Annotated in this window: 18 protein-coding genes, 1 tRNA gene and 1 pseudogene; 11 read left to right on the top strand and 9 right to left on the bottom strand. The window is 66.7% G+C overall.

What is annotated here, in order from left to right:
• Positions 1–217: 217 nt before the first annotated feature.
• Positions 218–1,510, top strand: coding sequence for an adenylosuccinate synthase (locus ACFQ4G_RS19975; RefSeq protein ID WP_238207302.1), 1,293 nt, complete (start codon positions 218–220; stop codon positions 1,508–1,510).
• A 313-nt stretch (positions 1,511–1,823) separates the two neighbouring features.
• On the opposite strand, the gene ACFQ4G_RS19970 is transcribed toward ACFQ4G_RS19975, so the two are convergent.
• On the bottom strand, positions 1,824–1,964 hold the full coding sequence (locus tag ACFQ4G_RS19970) for a hypothetical protein (RefSeq protein ID WP_238207300.1): 141 nt from the start codon (positions 1,962–1,964) through the stop codon (positions 1,824–1,826).
• A gap of 72 nt (positions 1,965–2,036) precedes the next feature.
• On the opposite strand from ACFQ4G_RS19970, the gene ACFQ4G_RS19965 reads away from it, so the two are divergent.
• Complete coding sequence (locus ACFQ4G_RS19965) at positions 2,037–3,323, top strand: histidine kinase (protein WP_238207298.1); 1,287 nt, start codon at positions 2,037–2,039, stop codon at positions 3,321–3,323.
• Between the two features lie 81 nt (positions 3,324–3,404).
• Here ACFQ4G_RS19965 and rpoH read toward each other — a convergent pair whose 3' ends face one another.
• Together rpoH and ACFQ4G_RS19955 are read right to left on the bottom strand one after the other, a co-directional pair.
• Positions 3,405–4,295, bottom strand: coding sequence for an RNA polymerase sigma factor RpoH (gene rpoH, locus ACFQ4G_RS19960; protein WP_238207296.1), 891 nt, complete (start codon positions 4,293–4,295; stop codon positions 3,405–3,407).
• A gap of 286 nt (positions 4,296–4,581) precedes the next feature.
• On the bottom strand, positions 4,582–5,586 hold the full coding sequence (locus tag ACFQ4G_RS19955; protein WP_379040928.1) for an RluA family pseudouridine synthase: 1,005 nt from the start codon (positions 5,584–5,586) through the stop codon (positions 4,582–4,584).
• 92 nt (positions 5,587–5,678) lie between these two features.
• On the opposite strand from ACFQ4G_RS19955, the gene ACFQ4G_RS19950 reads away from it, so the two are divergent.
• Positions 5,679–5,754 (top strand) — tRNA-Glu (locus ACFQ4G_RS19950).
• A gap of 280 nt (positions 5,755–6,034) precedes the next feature.
• Positions 6,035–6,196, top strand: coding sequence for a hypothetical protein (locus ACFQ4G_RS19945; protein ID WP_238207292.1), 162 nt, complete (start codon positions 6,035–6,037; stop codon positions 6,194–6,196).
• A gap of 25 nt (positions 6,197–6,221) precedes the next feature.
• On the opposite strand, the gene ACFQ4G_RS19940 is transcribed toward ACFQ4G_RS19945, so the two are convergent.
• The gene (locus ACFQ4G_RS19940) at positions 6,222–7,142 is read right to left on the bottom strand and encodes a metallophosphoesterase family protein (RefSeq protein ID WP_238207290.1); all 921 of its coding nucleotides are present in this window, start codon (positions 7,140–7,142) and stop codon (positions 6,222–6,224) included.
• Between the two features lie 96 nt (positions 7,143–7,238).
• Positions 7,239–7,715, bottom strand: a pseudogene (locus ACFQ4G_RS19935) (VIT family protein); the annotation flags it as partial.
• A gap of 356 nt (positions 7,716–8,071) precedes the next feature.
• Between ACFQ4G_RS19935 and ACFQ4G_RS19930 the strand changes: the two are divergent.
• Genes ACFQ4G_RS19930 through lpxK form a run of 3 tightly spaced genes read left to right on the top strand, consistent with a single transcriptional unit; the run spans position 8,072 to position 11,156 of the window.
• Positions 8,072–8,824: a lysophospholipid acyltransferase family protein gene (locus ACFQ4G_RS19930; RefSeq protein WP_238207288.1), complete on the top strand. Its 753-nt coding sequence runs from the start codon at positions 8,072–8,074 to the stop codon at positions 8,822–8,824.
• Positions 8,821–10,125: a 3-deoxy-D-manno-octulosonic acid transferase gene (locus ACFQ4G_RS19925; protein WP_238207286.1), complete on the top strand. Its 1,305-nt coding sequence runs from the start codon at positions 8,821–8,823 to the stop codon at positions 10,123–10,125. The genes ACFQ4G_RS19930 and ACFQ4G_RS19925 overlap by 4 nt, the downstream gene beginning before the upstream one ends.
• Entirely contained in the window at positions 10,125–11,156 is a 1,032-nt protein-coding gene (gene lpxK, locus ACFQ4G_RS19920; protein ID WP_238207284.1) for a tetraacyldisaccharide 4'-kinase, read from the top strand. The genes ACFQ4G_RS19925 and lpxK overlap by 1 nt, the downstream gene beginning before the upstream one ends.
• On the opposite strand, the gene ACFQ4G_RS19915 is transcribed toward lpxK, so the two are convergent.
• Positions 11,101–11,325 (bottom strand): DUF2093 domain-containing protein, encoded by a 225-nt coding sequence (locus ACFQ4G_RS19915; protein WP_238207282.1) that lies wholly within the window; start codon positions 11,323–11,325, stop codon positions 11,101–11,103. The two genes, lpxK and ACFQ4G_RS19915, sit on opposite strands and share 56 nt — an antisense overlap.
• Before the next feature lie 142 nt (positions 11,326–11,467).
• On the opposite strand from ACFQ4G_RS19915, the gene ACFQ4G_RS19910 reads away from it, so the two are divergent.
• From ACFQ4G_RS19910 to deoA, 4 genes are read left to right on the top strand one after another with little or no spacing between them, the layout of a single operon-like run.
• A complete protein-coding gene (locus ACFQ4G_RS19910) occupies positions 11,468–11,905 on the top strand; it encodes a cytidine deaminase (RefSeq protein WP_238207280.1) in 438 nt (145 codons plus the stop codon).
• Positions 11,898–12,707 carry a purine-nucleoside phosphorylase gene (locus ACFQ4G_RS19905; protein ID WP_238207278.1) on the top strand — a complete coding sequence of 270 codons (810 nt, stop codon included), beginning with the start codon at positions 11,898–11,900 and terminating at the stop codon, positions 12,705–12,707. The genes ACFQ4G_RS19910 and ACFQ4G_RS19905 overlap by 8 nt, the downstream gene beginning before the upstream one ends.
• A gap of 9 nt (positions 12,708–12,716) precedes the next feature.
• Entirely contained in the window at positions 12,717–13,463 is a 747-nt protein-coding gene (gene deoC, locus ACFQ4G_RS19900; protein WP_238207276.1) for a deoxyribose-phosphate aldolase, read from the top strand.
• Positions 13,460–14,770 (top strand): thymidine phosphorylase, encoded by a 1,311-nt coding sequence (gene deoA / locus ACFQ4G_RS19895; protein WP_238207274.1) that lies wholly within the window; start codon positions 13,460–13,462, stop codon positions 14,768–14,770. The genes deoC and deoA overlap by 4 nt, the downstream gene beginning before the upstream one ends.
• Before the next feature lie 94 nt (positions 14,771–14,864).
• Here the strand turns inward: deoA and ACFQ4G_RS19890 are convergent, their stop codons facing one another.
• The 3 genes from ACFQ4G_RS19890 to dnaJ form a co-directional block, all read right to left on the bottom strand.
• The gene (locus ACFQ4G_RS19890; RefSeq protein WP_238207272.1) at positions 14,865–15,224 is read right to left on the bottom strand and encodes a hypothetical protein; all 360 of its coding nucleotides are present in this window, start codon (positions 15,222–15,224) and stop codon (positions 14,865–14,867) included.
• A gap of 142 nt (positions 15,225–15,366) precedes the next feature.
• The gene (locus ACFQ4G_RS19885) at positions 15,367–16,002 is read right to left on the bottom strand and encodes a class I SAM-dependent methyltransferase (protein WP_238207270.1); all 636 of its coding nucleotides are present in this window, start codon (positions 16,000–16,002) and stop codon (positions 15,367–15,369) included.
• Positions 16,003–16,187: 185 nt separating this feature from the next.
• Positions 16,188–17,351, bottom strand: a complete 1,164-nt coding sequence (gene dnaJ / locus ACFQ4G_RS19880; protein ID WP_238207268.1) for a molecular chaperone DnaJ — start codon at positions 17,349–17,351, stop codon at positions 16,188–16,190.
• Positions 17,352–17,429: the final 78 nt, after the last annotated feature.

Here is a 17,429-nt window from a genome sequence, read left to right as displayed (position 1 = left end):
AGGCCCGCCCCGGCCTGTCCATTCGGCGCAAAAGAAACAGGGCCGGATGGTCCGACGCCTTCGCCAGGACCATCATCGCTCAAATGCGATAGCCCTGGGGTTCGGGCCCGGTTTGCTTGATTTCCGGCGAGGGATCGCGGAAAGACCCCGGAGGTGCGTGTCGGCCTGCCCATGCGGCGGGACGGTCTCACGCGGGTACCGAACAGGTTTGAAGTGAATGGCGAACGTCGTCGTCGTGGGCGCCCAATGGGGCGACGAAGGCAAGGGTAAGATCGTCGACTGGCTCTCCGAGCAGGCCGACGTGGTCGTCCGCTTCCAGGGCGGACACAATGCCGGGCATACTCTGGTCATCGACGGAGTGACCTACAAGCTCGCTCTGCTGCCGTCCGGCGTCGTGCGGGGCGGCAAGCTGTCCGTGATCGGCAACGGCGTCGTCGTCGATCCGTGGCACCTCGTGGACGAGATCGCCCGCCTCCAGGCGCAGGGCGTGGAAATCTCGCCGAAGACGCTCCGTATCGCCGACAACGCGACGCTGATCCTGCCGCTGCACCGCGAGCTCGACCATTTCCGCGAGACCTCGAATGCCGGTCTCAAGATCGGCACGACCAAGCGCGGCATCGGTCCGGCCTATGAGGACAAGGTCGGTCGCCGGGCCATCCGCGTCGTCGATCTCGCCGACGAGAGCACGCTGGAATCGAAGATCGAGCGGGTGCTCACGCACCACAACGCCCTGCGTCGGGGGCTCGGGATCGACGAGGTCGATGCCGGAGCGCTGCTCGCCGAACTGAAGGCGATCGCGCCGACGATCCTTCCCTATGCCACCACCGTGTGGAAACTCCTCGACGATGAGCGCCGCGCCGGCAAGCGCATCCTGTTCGAGGGCGCGCAGGGAGCCCTTCTCGACGTCGATCACGGCACCTACCCGTTCGTGACCTCTTCGAACATCGTCGCAGCCCAGGCCGCCACGGGATCCGGCATGGGCCCCTCCGCGATCGGCTATGTGCTCGGCATCGCCAAGGCCTACACGACCCGCGTCGGCGAGGGTCCGTTCCCCACCGAGCTCTTCGACGAGATCGGCGAGACGATCGGCGCCAAGGGCCGCGAATTCGGTGTCAATACCGGGCGCAAGCGCCGCTGCGGCTGGTTCGACGCCGTATTGGTGCGCCAGACGGTGCGGACGTCCGGCATCGATGGGATCGCCCTGACCAAGCTCGACATTCTCGACGGTTTCGACGAGATCAAGGTCTGCACCGGTTACCGCCTCGATGGTCAGATGCTCGACCACCTGCCAGCCAACCAGGCCGCGCAAGCCAAGGTCGAGCCGATCTACGAGACGATCGAGGGCTGGTCCGGCACGACCGCCGGGGCGCGCTCCTGGGCCGACCTTCCTGCTCAGGCGATCAAGTACGTGCGTCGGATCGAAGAGCTGATCGGAGCGCCGGTCGCGTTGCTCTCCACCTCTCCGGAGCGCAACGACACCATCCTCATGCACAACCCCTTCGAGGATTAGAGCCGCGGCCGAGGGTGCCAACTCGGTTCCTGCGAAGGAATCGTGCGGCATCCGACTATCGGGCAGATGGAGAGGTCCGGCGAAGAAGGGCGATTTCTAGGGGATGAGGCGCTGTGCGAATGGATGGCGCCTATTCCGAGGGACGGGCATCGCGGATGATGCGGTCGCGCCTCGCCGAGCGCCCCTCATCTGCACGGTGAGAACAGGGCGGCCCGTTGGCTGGCTCTTAGTATAGGGCGACCGAGGTTCGATGGCCGACTACTACCCCCTGCTGGCACGAGCGCTCGACGCAATGCCGGATCGTTCACCGGCCTTACGCAAGGCCGTGTACGACCGTGCGCGCGGTGCCTTGATCGGCCAGTTGCGTTCGCTCGAACCGCCCTTGTCCGACGCCGACATCGATCTCGAGAGCAAGGCCCTCGAGGCCGCGATCAGCCGCGTCGAGAGCGAGCATGGCGGCCCTCCCCTCGATGCCGCCAACGACGTCGCACCGCCGATCATCGCCGATTCGCCAGAGCGCGATGCCTTGCCGGAGGCGGCGGCACCGTCTTCTTCGACGAAGGAGAAGAGGGCCAGCATTCCCGAGCCGAGCCTGCCGCAGGCTCCGGAGCCGGATCTGGGCCTGCACCCGGCGCCATCCGGTCGCCCGCAAGCCTCCCGACCCGATGCCGATCCGCCCCAAGCGCGGGCAGCAGCCTCCGAGGCGCCGTCATCGGTTTTGGCGATCAAACCGCGTGTGGCTCAGCCAGCGGATAAAGTCGCGGAGAGACGGGCAGCGCGGCTGGCTGCGAAGGCGGCGTCGAAGGACATCTCCGCTCCGGTCGACCGAAGCGAGCCAGAACCCATCACCACTCCACTCGCGGAAGGACCGAGAGAGTCGGATGCCACGCAAGCCTCCGACCGGGAGGTGAATGGAGGAGCACCCGATGCCGCCGGCGCACGCAACCGTCCGCGGATCGATGTCGTCGCTCCTCGCAGCGGCCGCCCTCTCCTGTTGCGAAACGTCTTCGTGGGCGGAGTTCTGCTCATCGTCGTGGGTCTGATCGCGGTCGCCGCTTTCATGCTACGCGACAAGCCTTCGGACTTGCAGTCCGGCAATACCGAGGCGCAGGGGGAGGCGACCGATTCCGGCGCGTCGAAATATGCAGACCGGATCGGAGGCGAAGCCTCGTCGCCAGCCGAACGCCGCGACCAGGGCACCCGTCAGGCGCCGTCGGCGCCATCCGATTCGACACGGCAGCAGCCGACCCAATCCGATGTCGCGGTCGCTCAACGGGCTGTCTTGTTCGAGGAGAACACCGCCGGCGGGAACGCGCAGCCGATCACGTTCCAGGGTATGGTGGTCTGGCGGCTGGAAGCCGTGAACGGTGAACAGGGCCAACCTTTGGAGACGGTCATCCGAGGGCGGGTGACCTTCGCGGATGCGGGCCTGTCTCTGCTCATGACCATCAGGCGAAATCTCGATTCGACGCTTCCCGCCTCGCACACCATCGAACTCGCCTTCACCACGACGAGTCCCGCCGGCGACAAGCGCGCGGTTCAGGATGTCGGCCTGTTGACCGCGAAAGACGAGGAAGCAAGCAGGGGATCGCCCGTGTCCGGTCTTCCTGTTCGCGTCAGGGAGAACCTGTTCCTCATTGGTCTGTCGTCCCTGCAGGCCGATATCGACCGCAATACCGACCTGCTGGAGCACCGCAACTGGTTCGACCTGCCGGTGAAATTCGCCTCGGGCCCGCGCGGTGTACTGACCTTCGAGAAGGGCACGTCTGGCAATCAGGTCATCCGCTCCGCCTTCGAGCAGTGGCGCCGCTAGAGGTCTCGGACCGATCAAGCGAAAAGGCCGGTTCCGTGTGGCGGAACCGGCCTTCCGGATCTTGATCCCGAGGGAATCACCTCAGGCGTGGGCGCCAGCCCGCGGTGCTTCGCGGGTCGCGAGATTGCGCTTCACCGCCTCTTGGATCTTCTCGAAGGCCCTCACCTCGATCTGGCGGACACGCTCGCGCGACACCCCGAACTCGCCGGACAGATCTTCGAGCGTGATCGGATCGTCGGCGAGACGGCGCGCCTCGAAGATACGGCGCTCGCGCGGGTTCAGAACGGACAGGGCATCGCGCAAGGCGGTGAGCCGGTTCTGGCCTTCCTCTTCCCTGGCGAGCACGGTCTCCTGGCTCGGGCTGTTGTCCACCAGCCAATCCTGCCACTCACCCTCGCCCTCTTCGCGTAAGGGAGCGTTGAGGGAGGTGTCGCCGGAGAGGCGCCTGTTCATGTCGATCACGTCCTGCTCGGGCACGCCGAGCTTGACTGCGATCTGCGCCACCTGATCGGGCTTGAGATCACCCTCGTCCAGGGCGGAAATCTTGCCCTTGGCCTTTCTCAGGTTGAAGAACAGCTTCTTCTGGTTGGCAGTCGTCCCCATCTTCACCAGAGACCACGAGCGCAGGATGTATTCCTGGATCGCGGCCTTGATCCACCACATGGCGTAGGTGGCGAGGCGAAAGCCCTTGTCCGGCTCGAAGCGCTTGACGGCCTGCATCAGGCCGACGTTGCCCTCCGACACGACCTCGCCGATGGGCAGGCCATAGCCGCGATAGCCCATGGCGATCTTGGCCACGAGACGAAGGTGCGATGTCACCAGCCGATGCGCGGCATCGCGGTCGCCCTTCTCACGCCAGCTCTTTGCGAGCGTGAACTCCTCGTTCGGCTCGAGCATCGGGAATTTGCGGATCTCATCGAGGTAGCGCGAAAGGCCACCTTCGGTGGCGAGCACGGGTAGTGCGCCTGCCATAGTCACTTCTCCTTGCACGGTCCCCCGAGCGGGCAGACCAGAAACGAACCGCCGCTCATCGAGCCGACCATTCATCCCCGAGCCTACTCGGAAAGGAAACGGTGCGGTAGCGGTCCGTCACTCGAACGTCGCGATCAACGCGCCAGCGAGTCGATTGGTCGAACCTTGCACGAAAGGCCACGTCTCGTGGTGCGCCGGCACACCTGTTTGCCGACCATCCTTGACAGCGGCAAACGAGCAACATGCCCCATTGTCATCGGTTCCATTCGGCCACCCGGCCGGCTCATCACACCGGTGCTTTCGTCCGGAGCGCGGTGATGAGGTCGGCCATGTCGGGCGGGATCGGACTTTCGAAGCGGAGAGTCTCTCCGGTGCGGGGATGCTCGAACCCGAGAAGGGCGGCGTGGAGCGCCTGCCGACCGAGGACGCCGAGCTTTGCCCGCGCCGCTTCGCCGAGACGGGCGGCTTTGGTCTTGAAGGCGTTCCCGTAGACCGAATCACCGAGCAGCGGGTGGCCGCGATGGCTGAGATGGACGCGGATCTGGTGAGTCCGTCCGGTCTCCAGCCGGCATCGTACCAGGGCGACTTCGGTGCCGGCGTCGAGGATTTCCTCGACGAGGTAATGCGTGATCGCAATGCGCCCCTCATCCGGGCGCACGACGGCGATCTTCTCGCGGTTGCGCTGACTGCGCGCGAGGTTGACGTCGATCGTGCCCATCCGCGGCTCCGGTGCGCCCCAGGTCAGTGCGAGATAGGCGCGCTCCAGCGGACCGCTGCGGCCATGATCGGCGAATTGAGCCGTGAGGCCCTTATGGGCGAGATCGTTCTTGGCGACGACGAGCAGGCCGCTCGTATCCTTGTCGAGCCGATGCACGATCCCGGGCCGGCGTACTCCCCCGATTCCGGACAGGCTTTCCCCACAATGGGCGATGAGACCGTTCACCAGGGTTCCGGCATCGTGTCCCGGTGCCGGATGAACGACGAGCCCCGCCGGCTTGTCGATGACGATGAGGTCGTCATCTTCATGGACGATGACGAGATCGAGTCGCTCCGCCACCGGCGTCGCGTCTACGGGTGCGGGGATCATCACGTCGAGGACCGCCCCCGCGCCAACCTTCAGCGACAGATCGGAAACTACGACCCCGTCGCGCCTCACTTGGCCGGTGCGGATGAGGTCCTGAAGGCGCGACCGCGACACATCCGGCAGCGCGCGGGCGAGGGCCCGGTCGATGCGCTCCGGCTGCACGTCCGTTTCGAGGACGACACGCCGGTCCTGCGGTTCTTGCACGATATGATCTCTTTCGATGTCGATGGAATTTAAGCGCCCCGGAGGCCTTGCTCCCCCACGCGACCGTCGCTATACGATCGCCCACCGGCCGGATAGCTCCCATCGTCTAGCGGTCTAGGACGTCGCCCTCTCACGGCGAAAACAGGGGTTCGATTCCCCTTGGGAGCGCCAGTCGATCCGCTTGAGTGCGGACAATTCTGGAAAACCTGAGCAATACGATCATCGATACGACGGTGATCGTCGTTCGATGCGATCGTCATGCCGCTCGCTTTGACTACAGACGTTTCTGCAGGCCGATCGCGCCGCATCGTCTTATGGGTTCATGCTGCGATGCAGCGACGAAAGTCCGCGGGACACGGGTCTACCGCTCTTGCGGGAGATGAACGTCCGATTAACACTACGTACTCCCGAAGCAGTATACGACCGATTCCTCAAGGCCGGGAGACACGCCATGTCCCAGACGATTCACGTCAAACCGACCCATGACGGCACTTATACGGTCTACCGGGGGCCGATGGTCCTTGTCAGCGGTCTGACCCGCCTCCAGGCCGAGCTCTATCAGGCCAGCATTTCCCGTAACACCCAGCGCCCTCAGGCAGCATTGGCGGTCTGACCAGATCAAGGCGGGGAATGAGCGATCACCTCCTCCTCGGGTTCACACGCGTCAGGTTCATCGCCCGCAAGTCGGCGATGTTGCCGGTCTCCGTCAGCCCGCGCTCCTTGGCATCGATCACGTAGCGGCCGTCCGCCTCGGTGATCGTGTAGACATGATAACTCGCCCGGCGGTGCAGCTTGCCGCCGTGCGAGACCGCCGAAGCCGATGGAGCGCCGACAACGGGCACACCGACGCCCTCCGGCCCGTCGACGAAGGCGACACTGCCGACATGGTTGTGCCCGTGCAGGATCAATTCCGCGCCCGCGCGACCGATCATGGCGGTGAAGGCCTCCGCATCCTTCAATTCGCGCCCCGGCGATGCGCCACCCGGCTGCGGCGGATGATGGATCATCACCACGCGGAATGGCGGCACCGGCTCGCTGCCCAGGCGCTTCAACAGAATCTCGGCCGCTTCGATCTGGGCGGGCCCGATCCGGCCGCTGGCCACGAACGGCTTGGTCGGGATGGCCGACGACAACCCCACGAGCGCGAGCGGACCACGTCGCCTGAGATAGGGAAAGATGCCCTTGGTGCCGTCGTCGCCCGAGGTCCAGGTGCCGCAGGCCTTGAGCAGACCTTCGAGCGAGCCGCGGACATAGGCGTCGTGATTACCCGGGACGAAGCTCACGGCCTCGGGAGACCCAAGGGCCTCGAGAAACACCTGCGCGGTCGACCACTCGCTCGGCAGGCCGATGTTGCAGAGGTCGCCGGTACAGGCGATGTGATCGTGCGGTTGCGTCCGAAGATCGGCCACCAGCGCGGCGAGAATCTCCATGTCGTGGTGGCGACTGCGTCCGCGTCGCCAATTCACGTAGCCGGTGGCACGCTTGCCGAGCAGCTGGCGCAGGCGCGGACGGGCGATCGGACCGACATGCGGGTCGGTGAGATGGGCGAGGCGAAACATCGATCTCCGTTTCAGATGAGTGGTTCGCCTTCGCCAGTCGCAGCGACCGCGTCAAGCCTCAGACCATTTCCTCCAAGTCAGGCGCTTTCCTCCAAGTCAGGCGCTGCCGATCACGATGCCCGTCGCAAGGACCAGCGCGCCTCCGAGAACGACCTGCAGGGTCGCACGCCAGAACGGCGTCGCCATGTAGTGTGTGCGGATCGCCGAGATCGCCAGCAATTCGACGCCAACGACGAAGACCGCGAGGCTGGTCGCCAAGCCGAACGCGTTCGGCCAGCTTTCCGGGATCGCATAGGGAAGCGTATGCCCGAGACCGCCCAAAGTCGTCATGACGCCGCAGACCATGCCCCGCATCCATGGCGAGCCGCGCCCTGTCACCCTGCCATCGTCGGAGAGGGCCTCGGTGAAGCCCATGCTGATTCCGGCCCCTATGGAAGCCGCCATCCCAACGAGGAAAGTCGCTCCGTTGCTATGCGTCGCGAAAGCCGCCGCGAAGATCGGTGCGAGCGTCGAGACCGATCCATCAATGAGTCCGGCGAGGCCGGGCTGAACGTATTGCAGAACGAATGCGCGCGGATCGTCCTCCGGGTTCGGGCCAGATCCTGGCACAATGCTCTCGCTCAAGCTGGTCGCCATCACGCTCCTCCCTCATTCTGGAATCATTCTAATATATAGATTGGAATGATTCTATGCAACGGGAGATGGTTTACGGTTCACATATGATTGTGAACGTGCGCTTGGCCCACTTCGGACGAATGCAACCGACGACACGGTTGCGCCGGCAATTCGAACGGCGTTAGACCACGCGTCACCGGTACGACTCCCGAGCGAGCGACGTTCGGCGGATGCGAAGACGACGCAACCGGCCGCTGACGCATCGATGGCGAGCCGGACGGATGGCCGATCTGATGGCCCGCGGAACCGAGTGTATGAGCCTTCTCAAACGCGTCGGCCGGTCGCCACCGGTGCAGCAAAGCCTCGGCTTCCTGGCCTTCCACTATCTGCGCCTCGTTCGGGCGACGAACCGGTTCACGGTCGAGCCGGCCGATCCCCATCCTTGGCTGGATGGCCTTTCCCCGTTCATCGCAGGGATGTGGCACGGCCAGCACACGATGATCTCGTTCATGCGCCGTCCGCAGGACCGGATCGCGACGATCATCTCGCGTTCGGCGGACGGCAACATCAACACCATCGCCCTCACCCGTATGGGGGTTCGTGTCATTCGGGCGTCAGGCGCCCGCGGACGCATGGTGCGCGACGCCAAAGCCAAGGGCGGTGCGGAGGGTTTGCGCGCGATGATCCGCGCCCTGAAGGACGGTGAGAGCGTCGCCTTCAGTGCGGACGTTCCCAAGATCTCGCGGCGCTGCGATGCCGGGATCCTCACCCTCGCGCGATTCTCGGGCCGGCCGATCATTCCGGTCGCCGTGGTCACCAGCCGGCACCTTCGCTTCAACAGCTGGGATAAGGCCTGTTTCGGACTGCCCTTCGGCAGGGGCGCCATGGTCTTCGGTGAACCGGTTCTCGTTCCGCGCGATGTCGAGCCGGACGAATTCGAGGCTCTGCGGCTGCGTCTCGAGAACGAGATGAACCGCGTCCACGACCGCGCCTACACCCTCGTCGGCCGAGCCGACAGGGTCGTCGATCCGGTCGCCGGCTCCCTCGCGCTCGGGCCGTTCGCGTGAAGGCTCCTCCCCTCACCATCGCTCTCCAGGCCTATCGCTACGGCCTCTATGTCGGTGAGCCGGCGGTGGCCGGATTGCTGGCTTGGCGCTCGCGCAAGGGCAAGGAGGATCCAGGCCGACTGCCCGAGCGCCGCGGCCTGCCCGGCCGGGCCCGACCGACCGGCCCCCTGGTCTGGATGCACGGTGCCAGCGTCGGCGAAGCGCTCTCCCTCGTCGGATTGATCGACGGTATGATCGCCCGCGGCTTCAGCGTGCTCGTCACCACGGGCACGCGCAGCGCCGCCGAATTGATCGGGCGTCGCCTGCCCGCCGGCGCGGTGCATCAATACATGCCGCTCGACGCGCCGCGCTGGATCGAGCGCTTCCTCGACCACTGGCAGCCCGATCTGTCGCTGGTGGCGGAATCCGAGATCTGGCCCAACACCGTCATCGCCCTGCACGAGCGTGGCATCCCGCTGCTCCTCGTCAATGGCCGGATGTCGGAGCGGTCGTTCAAGGGCTGGGCGCGCTCGCCGCGCACCGCGGAAGCTCTGCTCTCACGCATCGCCATCTGCCTTGCGCAGACCAGGGACGATGCCGAGCGTTTCGCCCGCCTCGGCGCTCCACGCGTCAGCGTCGCCGGAAACCTGAAATACGATTCTGCCGTGCCGCCTGCGGATGGCCAGCAGCTCGCCTACCTGCGCGACGTCATCGGCCATCGACCGGTCTGGGTCGCGGCCAGCACGCATCCGGGAGAAGATGCCGTTGTGGCGGAGGCCCACGCGGTTCTGAGGGCTCGGGTGCCGAACCTCCTGACCATCGTGGTGCCGCGTCACCCGCAGCGCGGCGAGGAGGTGGCCGCATGCGCCTCGGCCGCCGGCCTGCGGAGTACCTTGCGTTCCCGTGGCGGACGCCCTCACGGCGGCATCGATCTCTACGTGGCCGATACGCTCGGCGAACTGGGCCTGTTCTACCGCCTCGCGCCGCTGGTGTTCCTCGGAGGATCGCTGAGCACGCGCGGCGGCCAGAATCCGATCGAGCCGACCCGTCTCGACGCGGCGATCCTCCACGGTCCGAACGTCCAGAACTTCGCCCAGGTCTACCACGCCCTCGACGAAGCCGGTGGGGCCTTGATGGTGGTGGACGCCGCGGAACTCGCCGCCGCCGTCGGCGATCTGCTCCTCGATCGTTCGCGCTCGCGCGGCATGGCGGAGGCGGGAAATGCCGCGCTGCAGCCCTTCGAAGGCGCGGTGGAACGGACCCTGGCGGTGCTCGATCCCTTCATCGCACAGATGAAGCTCACGGCCATGACCCTCTCCTGATGCGGCCACCGGCCTTCTGGGATCACGCGGATCATCCGCTGAGCCGGATCCTGGCGCCGCTCGGTCATGTCTACGGATCGCGCGTCGCCGCCCGCATGGACCGTACCGGGATGAAGGCGGCCTGCCCGATCATCTGCATCGGCAACTTCACCCTCGGCGGCGCGGGCAAGACCCCCACCGCGCTCGCCGTGGCGGCGATGCTACGTCGCATCGGCTACGACCCCGCTTTCCTGACGCGGGGTTATGGCGGCCGGCTCGCAGGGCCGATCGCGGTCGATCCGTCCCGACATACATCCGGAGATGTGGGTGACGAGCCCCTTCTCCTGGCACGCTGCGCGCGCACCGTCCTGGCCCGCGACCGGCCGGAAGGGGCTTCCCTATGCCGGGAGGCGGGCGCAGATGTCGTGGTGATGGATGACGGGCTTCAGAACCCGAGCCTCGCGAAGGATCTCAGCCTCGCCGTTGTCGATGCGGGCAGCGGGGTCGGAAACGGTCTGCCCTTTCCGGCGGGCCCGCTGCGGGCGCCGCTCGCGCGGCAATGGCGCCATGTCGACGGCCTCGTCCTCATAGGCGGGAACGGGCCGGGCGAGACGGTGGCCGTGGAAGCCATTTCGCGCGGTCTTCCCGTCCATCGGGCGAGGCTGGTTCCGACCGCGCCGATGGACGTCCCGGGAAAGCCCGTCCTCGCCTTTGCCGGGATCGGCAGACCCCGGAAATTCTTCGACACGCTGGAGGGAGCCGGAGCGACGGTGGTCGAGACCAGGACCTTTCCGGATCACCATCCCTACCGCGCCGGAGACCTCGCCGCGCTGGTGGCGCGGGCCGATGCGCTGGGCGCGGCCCTGGTGACCACGGAGAAGGACATGGTCCGCCTGCCCGCAGAATTCGCGGCCAGGGTGACGGCGCTCGGCGTCGGCCTGCGGATCGAGAACGAGGCCCCTCTGCTCGCCCAGTTGCGTCGAGCGGTCGAGGCGTTCAGCCCGGCGAACGCCCGAGTTCCGACAGCCGCTTCATCACAGCCTCGGGCGTGATGTAGGCCTCCTGAAGTTCGGCGCTCCAATAGCGCAGGTTGTCCAGTGCGATCGGTTCGCCGGTGACCGCACAGCGCACGAAACTGCCGGGCTTGACGATCCGCATGGTGCCGTCGCCGTACTCCACCGTCGCCTCACCGGAGGCCTTGCGTTCGAACCGACCCAGCATGTCTCGCCCGCTTCTCAACCTGAGACCATCGAGTGAGCGTTCTAGGATCGCGCCCGTGCCGTGTCGATCACGTTTCATGGCTCGACAGGCCGCAGGCCCTGCTGCTCTAAGATCGAGGAGCCCATCCACCGGACCCTGAGAGATGACGGACACCATCGGCGCGGAGCTCGCGGCCCTGTTCGAAGCCGCCGCCGCCGCGATGGCGACGGCCTACGCGCCCTATTCGCACTTCCCGGTCGGCGCCGCCCTGCGGGACGAGCACGGACGCATCCATGCCGGCTGCAACGTCGAGAACGCGGCCTATCCCGTCGGCACCTGCGCCGAGGCGGGCGCCATCGCGGCGATGATCGCCGGCGGCGGACGGGCCATCGGCGTCATCCTCATCATCGGCGAGGGGCAGGCTCTGGTGACACCATGCGGGGCCTGCCGTCAGCGCATCCGGGAATTCGCCGACCCGGCGACGCCGATCCATATCGCCGGTCCGGATGGCATCCGCCGCAGCTTCACCCTCGACGCTCTGCTACCCGATTCCTTCGGTCCCGATCACCTTCACGGCAAGAACCAGCACGCCGATGCTTGACGCGTCCATCGCCGTCGCGACCGATATCGTGAAGGGCCGCGGCTTTGCAGGTCCCTATGAGGTCGCGATCGTCACCGGCACGGGCCTCGGCCTCATCGCCGGCAGGCTGGAGAGCGGCATTGCCGTTTCCTATGCCAACATTCCCGGCTTTCCGTCGCCGGGCGTCACCGGCCATGGCGGGACGCTCCATGGCGGCATCCTGGCGGGACGGCCCGTGCTGGTCTTCGAGGGCCGCGCCCATGCTTACGAGAGCGGCGACGCCGCCGTCATGAAGATTCCGCTGGGCGTCGCCAAGGCGCTGGGGACTTCACTTCTCCTGCTCACCAACGCGGCGGGATCGCTGATGCCGCAGGCGGGGCCGGGCAGCCTCGTGGCGCTCAGTGATCACATCAACCTCTCGGGCCTGAACCCGCTGATCGGCGAGACCGGCGACGCGAGGTTCGTCCCTATGGTCGGCGCCTACGATGCGGCCGCACGCGAAGCTTTGCGCGAGGCAGCGCGCATCTGCGGCATTCGCCTTCATGAGGGCGTCTATGCCTGGTTCTCGGGGCCGAACTTCGAGACGCCGGCGGAAATCCGCATGGCCAGCCGCCTCGGCGCCGACCTCGTGGGCATGTCGACGGCGCCGGAGGTGATCCTCGCGCGGTTCTTCGGCCTGCCTGTGGCAGCCATCTCGGTGGTCACGAACTTCGCGGCGGGGATGGGCGACGGCGATCCGCATCACGACGAGACCAAGCGGGCGGCCGCCGATGCGGCCTTCGACCTCGCCCGCCTCATCGACGCTTTCGTCGCCCGGCTGTAGGATTTCCACATGACCGTCGATCCGGATGCCGCCGATGCCGCCATGGCCCGACGCGCCCTGCCTCTCCTCGACCTCACCGACCTGAGCGATTCCTGCTCGGTTCAGGCGGTCGAAACCCTCTGCGGCAAGGCCCGAGCGAGCCGGGTCGCCGCGATCTGCGTCTGGCCCCAGCATGTCCAGCTTTGCGCGGAACGGCTTGCCGGAAGTCCGGTTCGCATCGCCACGGTGATCAACTTTCCCGCAGGCGGCACGGATATCGAGCGCTCGGTGGAGGACACCGCGGAGGCACTGGACGACGGCGCGCACGAAATCGATCTCGTACTGCCCTACCGGGCCTTTCTCGCCGGGAACGCCGATGGTGCCGGCGAGATGATCGAGGCCGTGCGTGAGGTTGCCGGCCGCGCGATCCTCAAGGTGATCCTCGAATCCGGTGCAATGCCGGATGTGGCGCAGATCGCCGAGGCGAGCCGCCTCGCCATCGGCGCGGGCGCGGACTTCCTCAAGACCTCGACCGGCAAGAGCGCCGTCTCGGCGACGCCGCAGGCCGCCGAGACCATGCTCACCGCCATCCGCGACAGCGGAAGGCCCGTCGGATTCAAGGTCTCCGGCGGCCTGCGAACCGTGGCCGACGCCGCCCTCTACCTCGATCTCGCCGATCGGATCATGGGACCGGGGTGGGTTGCGCCGAAGACCTTCCGCATCGGGGCCAGCAGCCTTTACGACGCCCTGACCGCCAGCCTCGGAGCCCGGGCATGATTCTGCCGCAGGAGCTGATCCGGGCCAAGCGCGACGGGCGTGGCCTCGACGATTCCGAGATCGCAGGATTCGTCTCCGGAATCACCGACGGGCGGGTGACCGAGGGACAGGCCGCCGCTTTCGCCATGGCGGTGTTCTTCCGCGGCCTGTCCCTGGCCGAGCGCGTGGCCCTGACCCGCGCGATGACCTGGTCCGGCACGGTGCTGACCTGGGATCTGCCCGGCCCCGTCCTGGACAAGCACTCCACCGGAGGCGTCGGCGACGCGGTGAGCCTCGCCCTCGCCCCGATGGTCGCGGCCTGCGGCGGCTATGTCCCGATGATCTCCGGCCGCGGCCTCGGCCATACCGGCGGCACCCTCGACAAGCTCGCCAGCATCCCCGGCTACGATTCCACGCCCGGCCTCGACCGGTTCCGCAATGTCACTCGGAGCATCGGATGCGCCATCATCGGACAGACGGCCGACCTCGCTCCGGCGGATCGGCGCTTTTACGCCATCCGTGACGTGACCGGCACAGTGGAATCCCTCGACCTGATCACGGCGTCGATCCTGTCGAAGAAGCTCGCTGCCGGCCTCGGCGGCCTCGTGATGGACGTAAAGACCGGCTCCGGCGCCTTCATGGCGGAGATCGACGAGGCGCGGGCCCTTGCCGACAGCATCGTCTCCGTCGCCAACGGCGCAGGCCTGAACACGGTCGCACTCGTCACCGACATGGACGCGCCCCTCGCCTCGTCCGCCGGCAACGCCCTGGAAGTGACCTACGCCGTCGACTACCTCACGGGTCGTGCCTGCGAGCCGGCATTCCACGCCGTGACGGTGGCGCTCTGCGCCGAGATGCTGGTGCTCGGCGGACTTGCCGCCGACACGGCCGAGGCGTCGCGGCGTGTCGAGGAAGCCCGTACCTCCGGCCGCGCGGCCGAGATCTTCGGCCGGATGGTGGCCGCCCTCGGCGGCCCCTCCGATCTCGTCGAGAATACCGGCCGGCACTGTCCGATGGCCCCGGTGATCCGACCTGTGATGGCGGAGCGGGCCGGGATCGTGGCTGGAGTGGAGACCCGCCATCTCGGCCTCGCGGTCATCGCCCTAGGCGGAGGCCGCACGCGCCCCCAGGACGAGATCGACCCAGCGGTGGGTCTCTCATCCCTGGCGCGTCCCGGCGACGTAGCCGACACGCTCGGCATCGTCCATGCCCGCAATGAGGCGGAGGCGGACGCGGCCGAAGCGGCCCTGCGCGCGGCCTATCGGATCGAGGACGAAGGCCCGTCTCCGCGTCCGCTCATCATCGAGCGGGTGGCTGATAAGGCCTAGATCGGCCGCGTCATCGGGCGAGCGCGCGTGCCCGATAGAAAAGGCCCCGGCGGATCGTCCGCCGGGGCCTCGACATCGTCACAGAGTGAATGGCTCAGAAGCGATAGTAGCCGCCATGGTGACGTCCGTAGCCATGGTGATGGTGCCCACCCCAGCCATGGTGGCGGGGACGCCAGCCATGGTGACCGCCGAAGCCGTAACCGCGGTGTCCGCCCCAACCATGATGGCGATGCCCGCCGCGATGGCCCCAGCCATGATGACGATGGTGGTGATGGCGATGGCCCCAACCATACTGAACTGGGACGATGGCCGCCTGGCCCGGTTCGGCGACCGCGGATGACGCCGCGATCGGAGCCGCCTGTGCGATGCCGGGCGCGGCACTCATCACGCCGAATGCCAGCGCGGCGGCCATCAGCCAATTCCGCGATCGGCCGGCGATTTCACGAAAGCCCATTTCGGTCTCCGTCAGATCCATGCACCGAGACAGTCCCGGCGCTCTGATATGACCGTATCGGCGCGCCGCTGAACGGCAGGTGAGCCGTACCTTCAGCCTATGTTGGCCTAAAAGACCTGCCTGCTCTCGAAGGGCACCGACGTTACGGCCGGCGATAGACCCAGACCCGTGCCGGAGGCAGATTGAGCCAGACACGGCTCGAACGGCTGGCCGTGTAGCTCCCGGCATCGCAGCGTGCCGGGATCGGCGGCACCACCGCATAGGTGAACTGAACGAAGGGCGCGCTCGGATGCATGAGCGCATGCGCCGCGTTCAGGAGATCGAGCCGCTGTTCCAGGGGCTTGGTGAACAGCGGCAGGCTCGAGACGGTCGCGGCCGCTTTTTCCGTGAGGATCCCACCGATTGTCTCGTGGATGTTGTAGGCGTCGCCGCGCAGGATCGTCGCGCGGGGGAAGCGCTTCTGCAGCAGCTTGCAGAAATCCGGGTTGTACTCGACGAGGACGAGGCGTTCCTGCTCGATGCCGCGGCGGATGAGTGCCTCGGTGACCGGACCCGTACCGGGTCCGAGCTCGATCACCGGACCGGGCGTGCGGGGGTCGACGTAGGATGCCATCATCCGGGCGAGCATCTTGCCCGACGGTGTCACCGAACCGGTGACGAGGGGCCTCTCGAACCATGAGCGCAGGAATCGCGCTTCATCCTCCAGCGGCTCCCGCCGTTCACGGACAGAACCGGTGGCGGCATAGGCTTTGGCGCTGGGACGGCGTAGCGGCAACAAGATCCACTATCCTCAGATCACGCGTGGGAAGCTAAGGCTAGACGACGAAAGGACGATCCCCGTCAAGACGGAAGCCTCGCATCGTCCGGAATGAACAGGGCATGCTGCCGGTGACGATGCATCGCCGCCACAGCCATAACTGCGGCGAAGCACTTTCGATCCGCTACGGTCGACGAAGCGTCCCATCATGATCGGGCAGCGCCGCTGAGGCCGTCGAAGAAGTCCTTCACCTTCGAGAAGAAGCCGGCACTTTCGGGATGGTTCTCCTCCGAGGCCGTGCTGTTGAATTCCTGAAGGAGCTCGCGCTGGCGCTTCGACAGGTTCTGCGGCGTCTCGACGAAGACCTGGATGTAGAGATCGCCGACGTCGCGGGACCGCAGGACGGGCATGCCCCTGCCCTTGATCCTGAACTGCTTGGCTGTCTGCGTGCCCGCAGGGATTCGAACCTGGGTCTGCGAGCCATCGATGACCGGCACGGTGATCTCCCCCGACAGGGCGGCGGTCACCATGGAGATCGGCACGCGGCAGAACAGATCGGCACCGTCCCGCTGGAAGAACGTGTGCGGCTTGATCGAGAGGAAGACGTAGAGGTCGCCGGCCGGGCCGCCGCGCAGGCCGGTCTCGCCCTCGCCGGCCAGACGGATGCGCAGGCCGTCGTCGACGCCGGCCGGGACGTTGATGGAGAGCGTGCGCTCACGCGTGACGCGGCCCGCACCGGAGCAATTGGTGCACGGATTGTCGATGATCTCACCGCGCCCGTGACAGGCCGGGCAGGTCCGCTCGATGGCGAAGAAACCCTGTGCCGCCCGCACCCGGCCGTAGCCGCCGCAGGTCTGACACGGCTTGGGCTTCGAACCGGCCTTCGCTCCGGTGCCGGAACAGACGTCACAGGTGACGGCGGTGGCCATCGTGATCGTCTCGGTCTTGCCGGCGAATGCATCCTCCAGCGAGATTTCGAGGTTGTAGCGCAGATCCGCGCCACGCTCGCGTGTCGACCCGCCGCGGGCCCCACGTGCGGCGCCTGCCGCACCGGCACCCCGGCCGTCGCCGAAGAAATTGTCGAAGATGTCCGACATGAAGTCGCCGAACTCGTTGCCGAATCCCGGCCCGCCCGCTCCACCTTGCTGGAAAGCGGCATGGCCGAATCGATCGTAGGCCGCGCGCTTCTGCCCGTCGGTGAGCGTTTGGTAGGCCTCGTTGATTTCCTTGAACTTGAGTTCGGCTTCCGCATTCCCCGGATTGCGGTCCGGGTGGTAGGTCATCGCCAGCTTGCGGAAGGCGACCTTCATCTCGCCATCGGTCGCGGTCTTTGAGACGCCAAGAATCTCGTAGTAGTCCCGCTTCGACATTCCTCGTCCTCAAAAGTCCTCAGCGGATCGCACCGATCTCGTCGGGATCACGCCTTCGTCGTCACCAGACATGACGCG

The organism is Methylobacterium marchantiae (genome assembly GCF_042679825.1).
Classification (GTDB): domain Bacteria; phylum Pseudomonadota; class Alphaproteobacteria; order Rhizobiales; family Beijerinckiaceae; genus Methylobacterium; species Methylobacterium marchantiae.
This window is presented reverse-complemented; position numbering and strand designations above follow the sequence as displayed.

What these genes read in the sequence shown, in the direction of transcription:
- ACFQ4G_RS19975 (WP_238207302.1), top strand. Translation starts at nt 218, where the DNA reads ATGGCGAACGTCGTCGTCGTGGGCGCCCAATGGGGCGACGAAGGCAAG.
- ACFQ4G_RS19970 (WP_238207300.1), bottom strand. Translation starts at nt 1,964, where the DNA reads ATGCTCGCTCTCGACGCGGCTGATCGCGGCCTCGAGGGCCTTGCTCTC.
- rpoH (WP_238207296.1), bottom strand. Translation starts at nt 4,295, where the DNA reads ATGGCAGGCGCACTACCCGTGCTCGCCACCGAAGGTGGCCTTTCGCGC.
- ACFQ4G_RS19945 (WP_238207292.1), top strand. Translation starts at nt 6,035, where the DNA reads ATGTCCCAGACGATTCACGTCAAACCGACCCATGACGGCACTTATACG.
- ACFQ4G_RS19940 (WP_238207290.1), bottom strand. Translation starts at nt 7,142, where the DNA reads ATGTTTCGCCTCGCCCATCTCACCGACCCGCATGTCGGTCCGATCGCC.
- ACFQ4G_RS19930 (WP_238207288.1), top strand. Translation starts at nt 8,072, where the DNA reads ATGAGCCTTCTCAAACGCGTCGGCCGGTCGCCACCGGTGCAGCAAAGC.
- lpxK (WP_238207284.1), top strand. Translation starts at nt 10,125, where the DNA reads ATGCGGCCACCGGCCTTCTGGGATCACGCGGATCATCCGCTGAGCCGG.
- ACFQ4G_RS19915 (WP_238207282.1), bottom strand. Translation starts at nt 11,325, where the DNA reads ATGCTGGGTCGGTTCGAACGCAAGGCCTCCGGTGAGGCGACGGTGGAG.
- ACFQ4G_RS19910 (WP_238207280.1), top strand. Translation starts at nt 11,468, where the DNA reads ATGACGGACACCATCGGCGCGGAGCTCGCGGCCCTGTTCGAAGCCGCC.
- ACFQ4G_RS19905 (WP_238207278.1), top strand. Translation starts at nt 11,898, where the DNA reads ATGCTTGACGCGTCCATCGCCGTCGCGACCGATATCGTGAAGGGCCGC.
- deoC (WP_238207276.1), top strand. Translation starts at nt 12,717, where the DNA reads ATGACCGTCGATCCGGATGCCGCCGATGCCGCCATGGCCCGACGCGCC.
- deoA (WP_238207274.1), top strand. Translation starts at nt 13,460, where the DNA reads ATGATTCTGCCGCAGGAGCTGATCCGGGCCAAGCGCGACGGGCGTGGC.
- ACFQ4G_RS19890 (WP_238207272.1), bottom strand. Translation starts at nt 15,224, where the DNA reads ATGGGCTTTCGTGAAATCGCCGGCCGATCGCGGAATTGGCTGATGGCC.
- dnaJ (WP_238207268.1), bottom strand. Translation starts at nt 17,351, where the DNA reads ATGTCGAAGCGGGACTACTACGAGATTCTTGGCGTCTCAAAGACCGCG.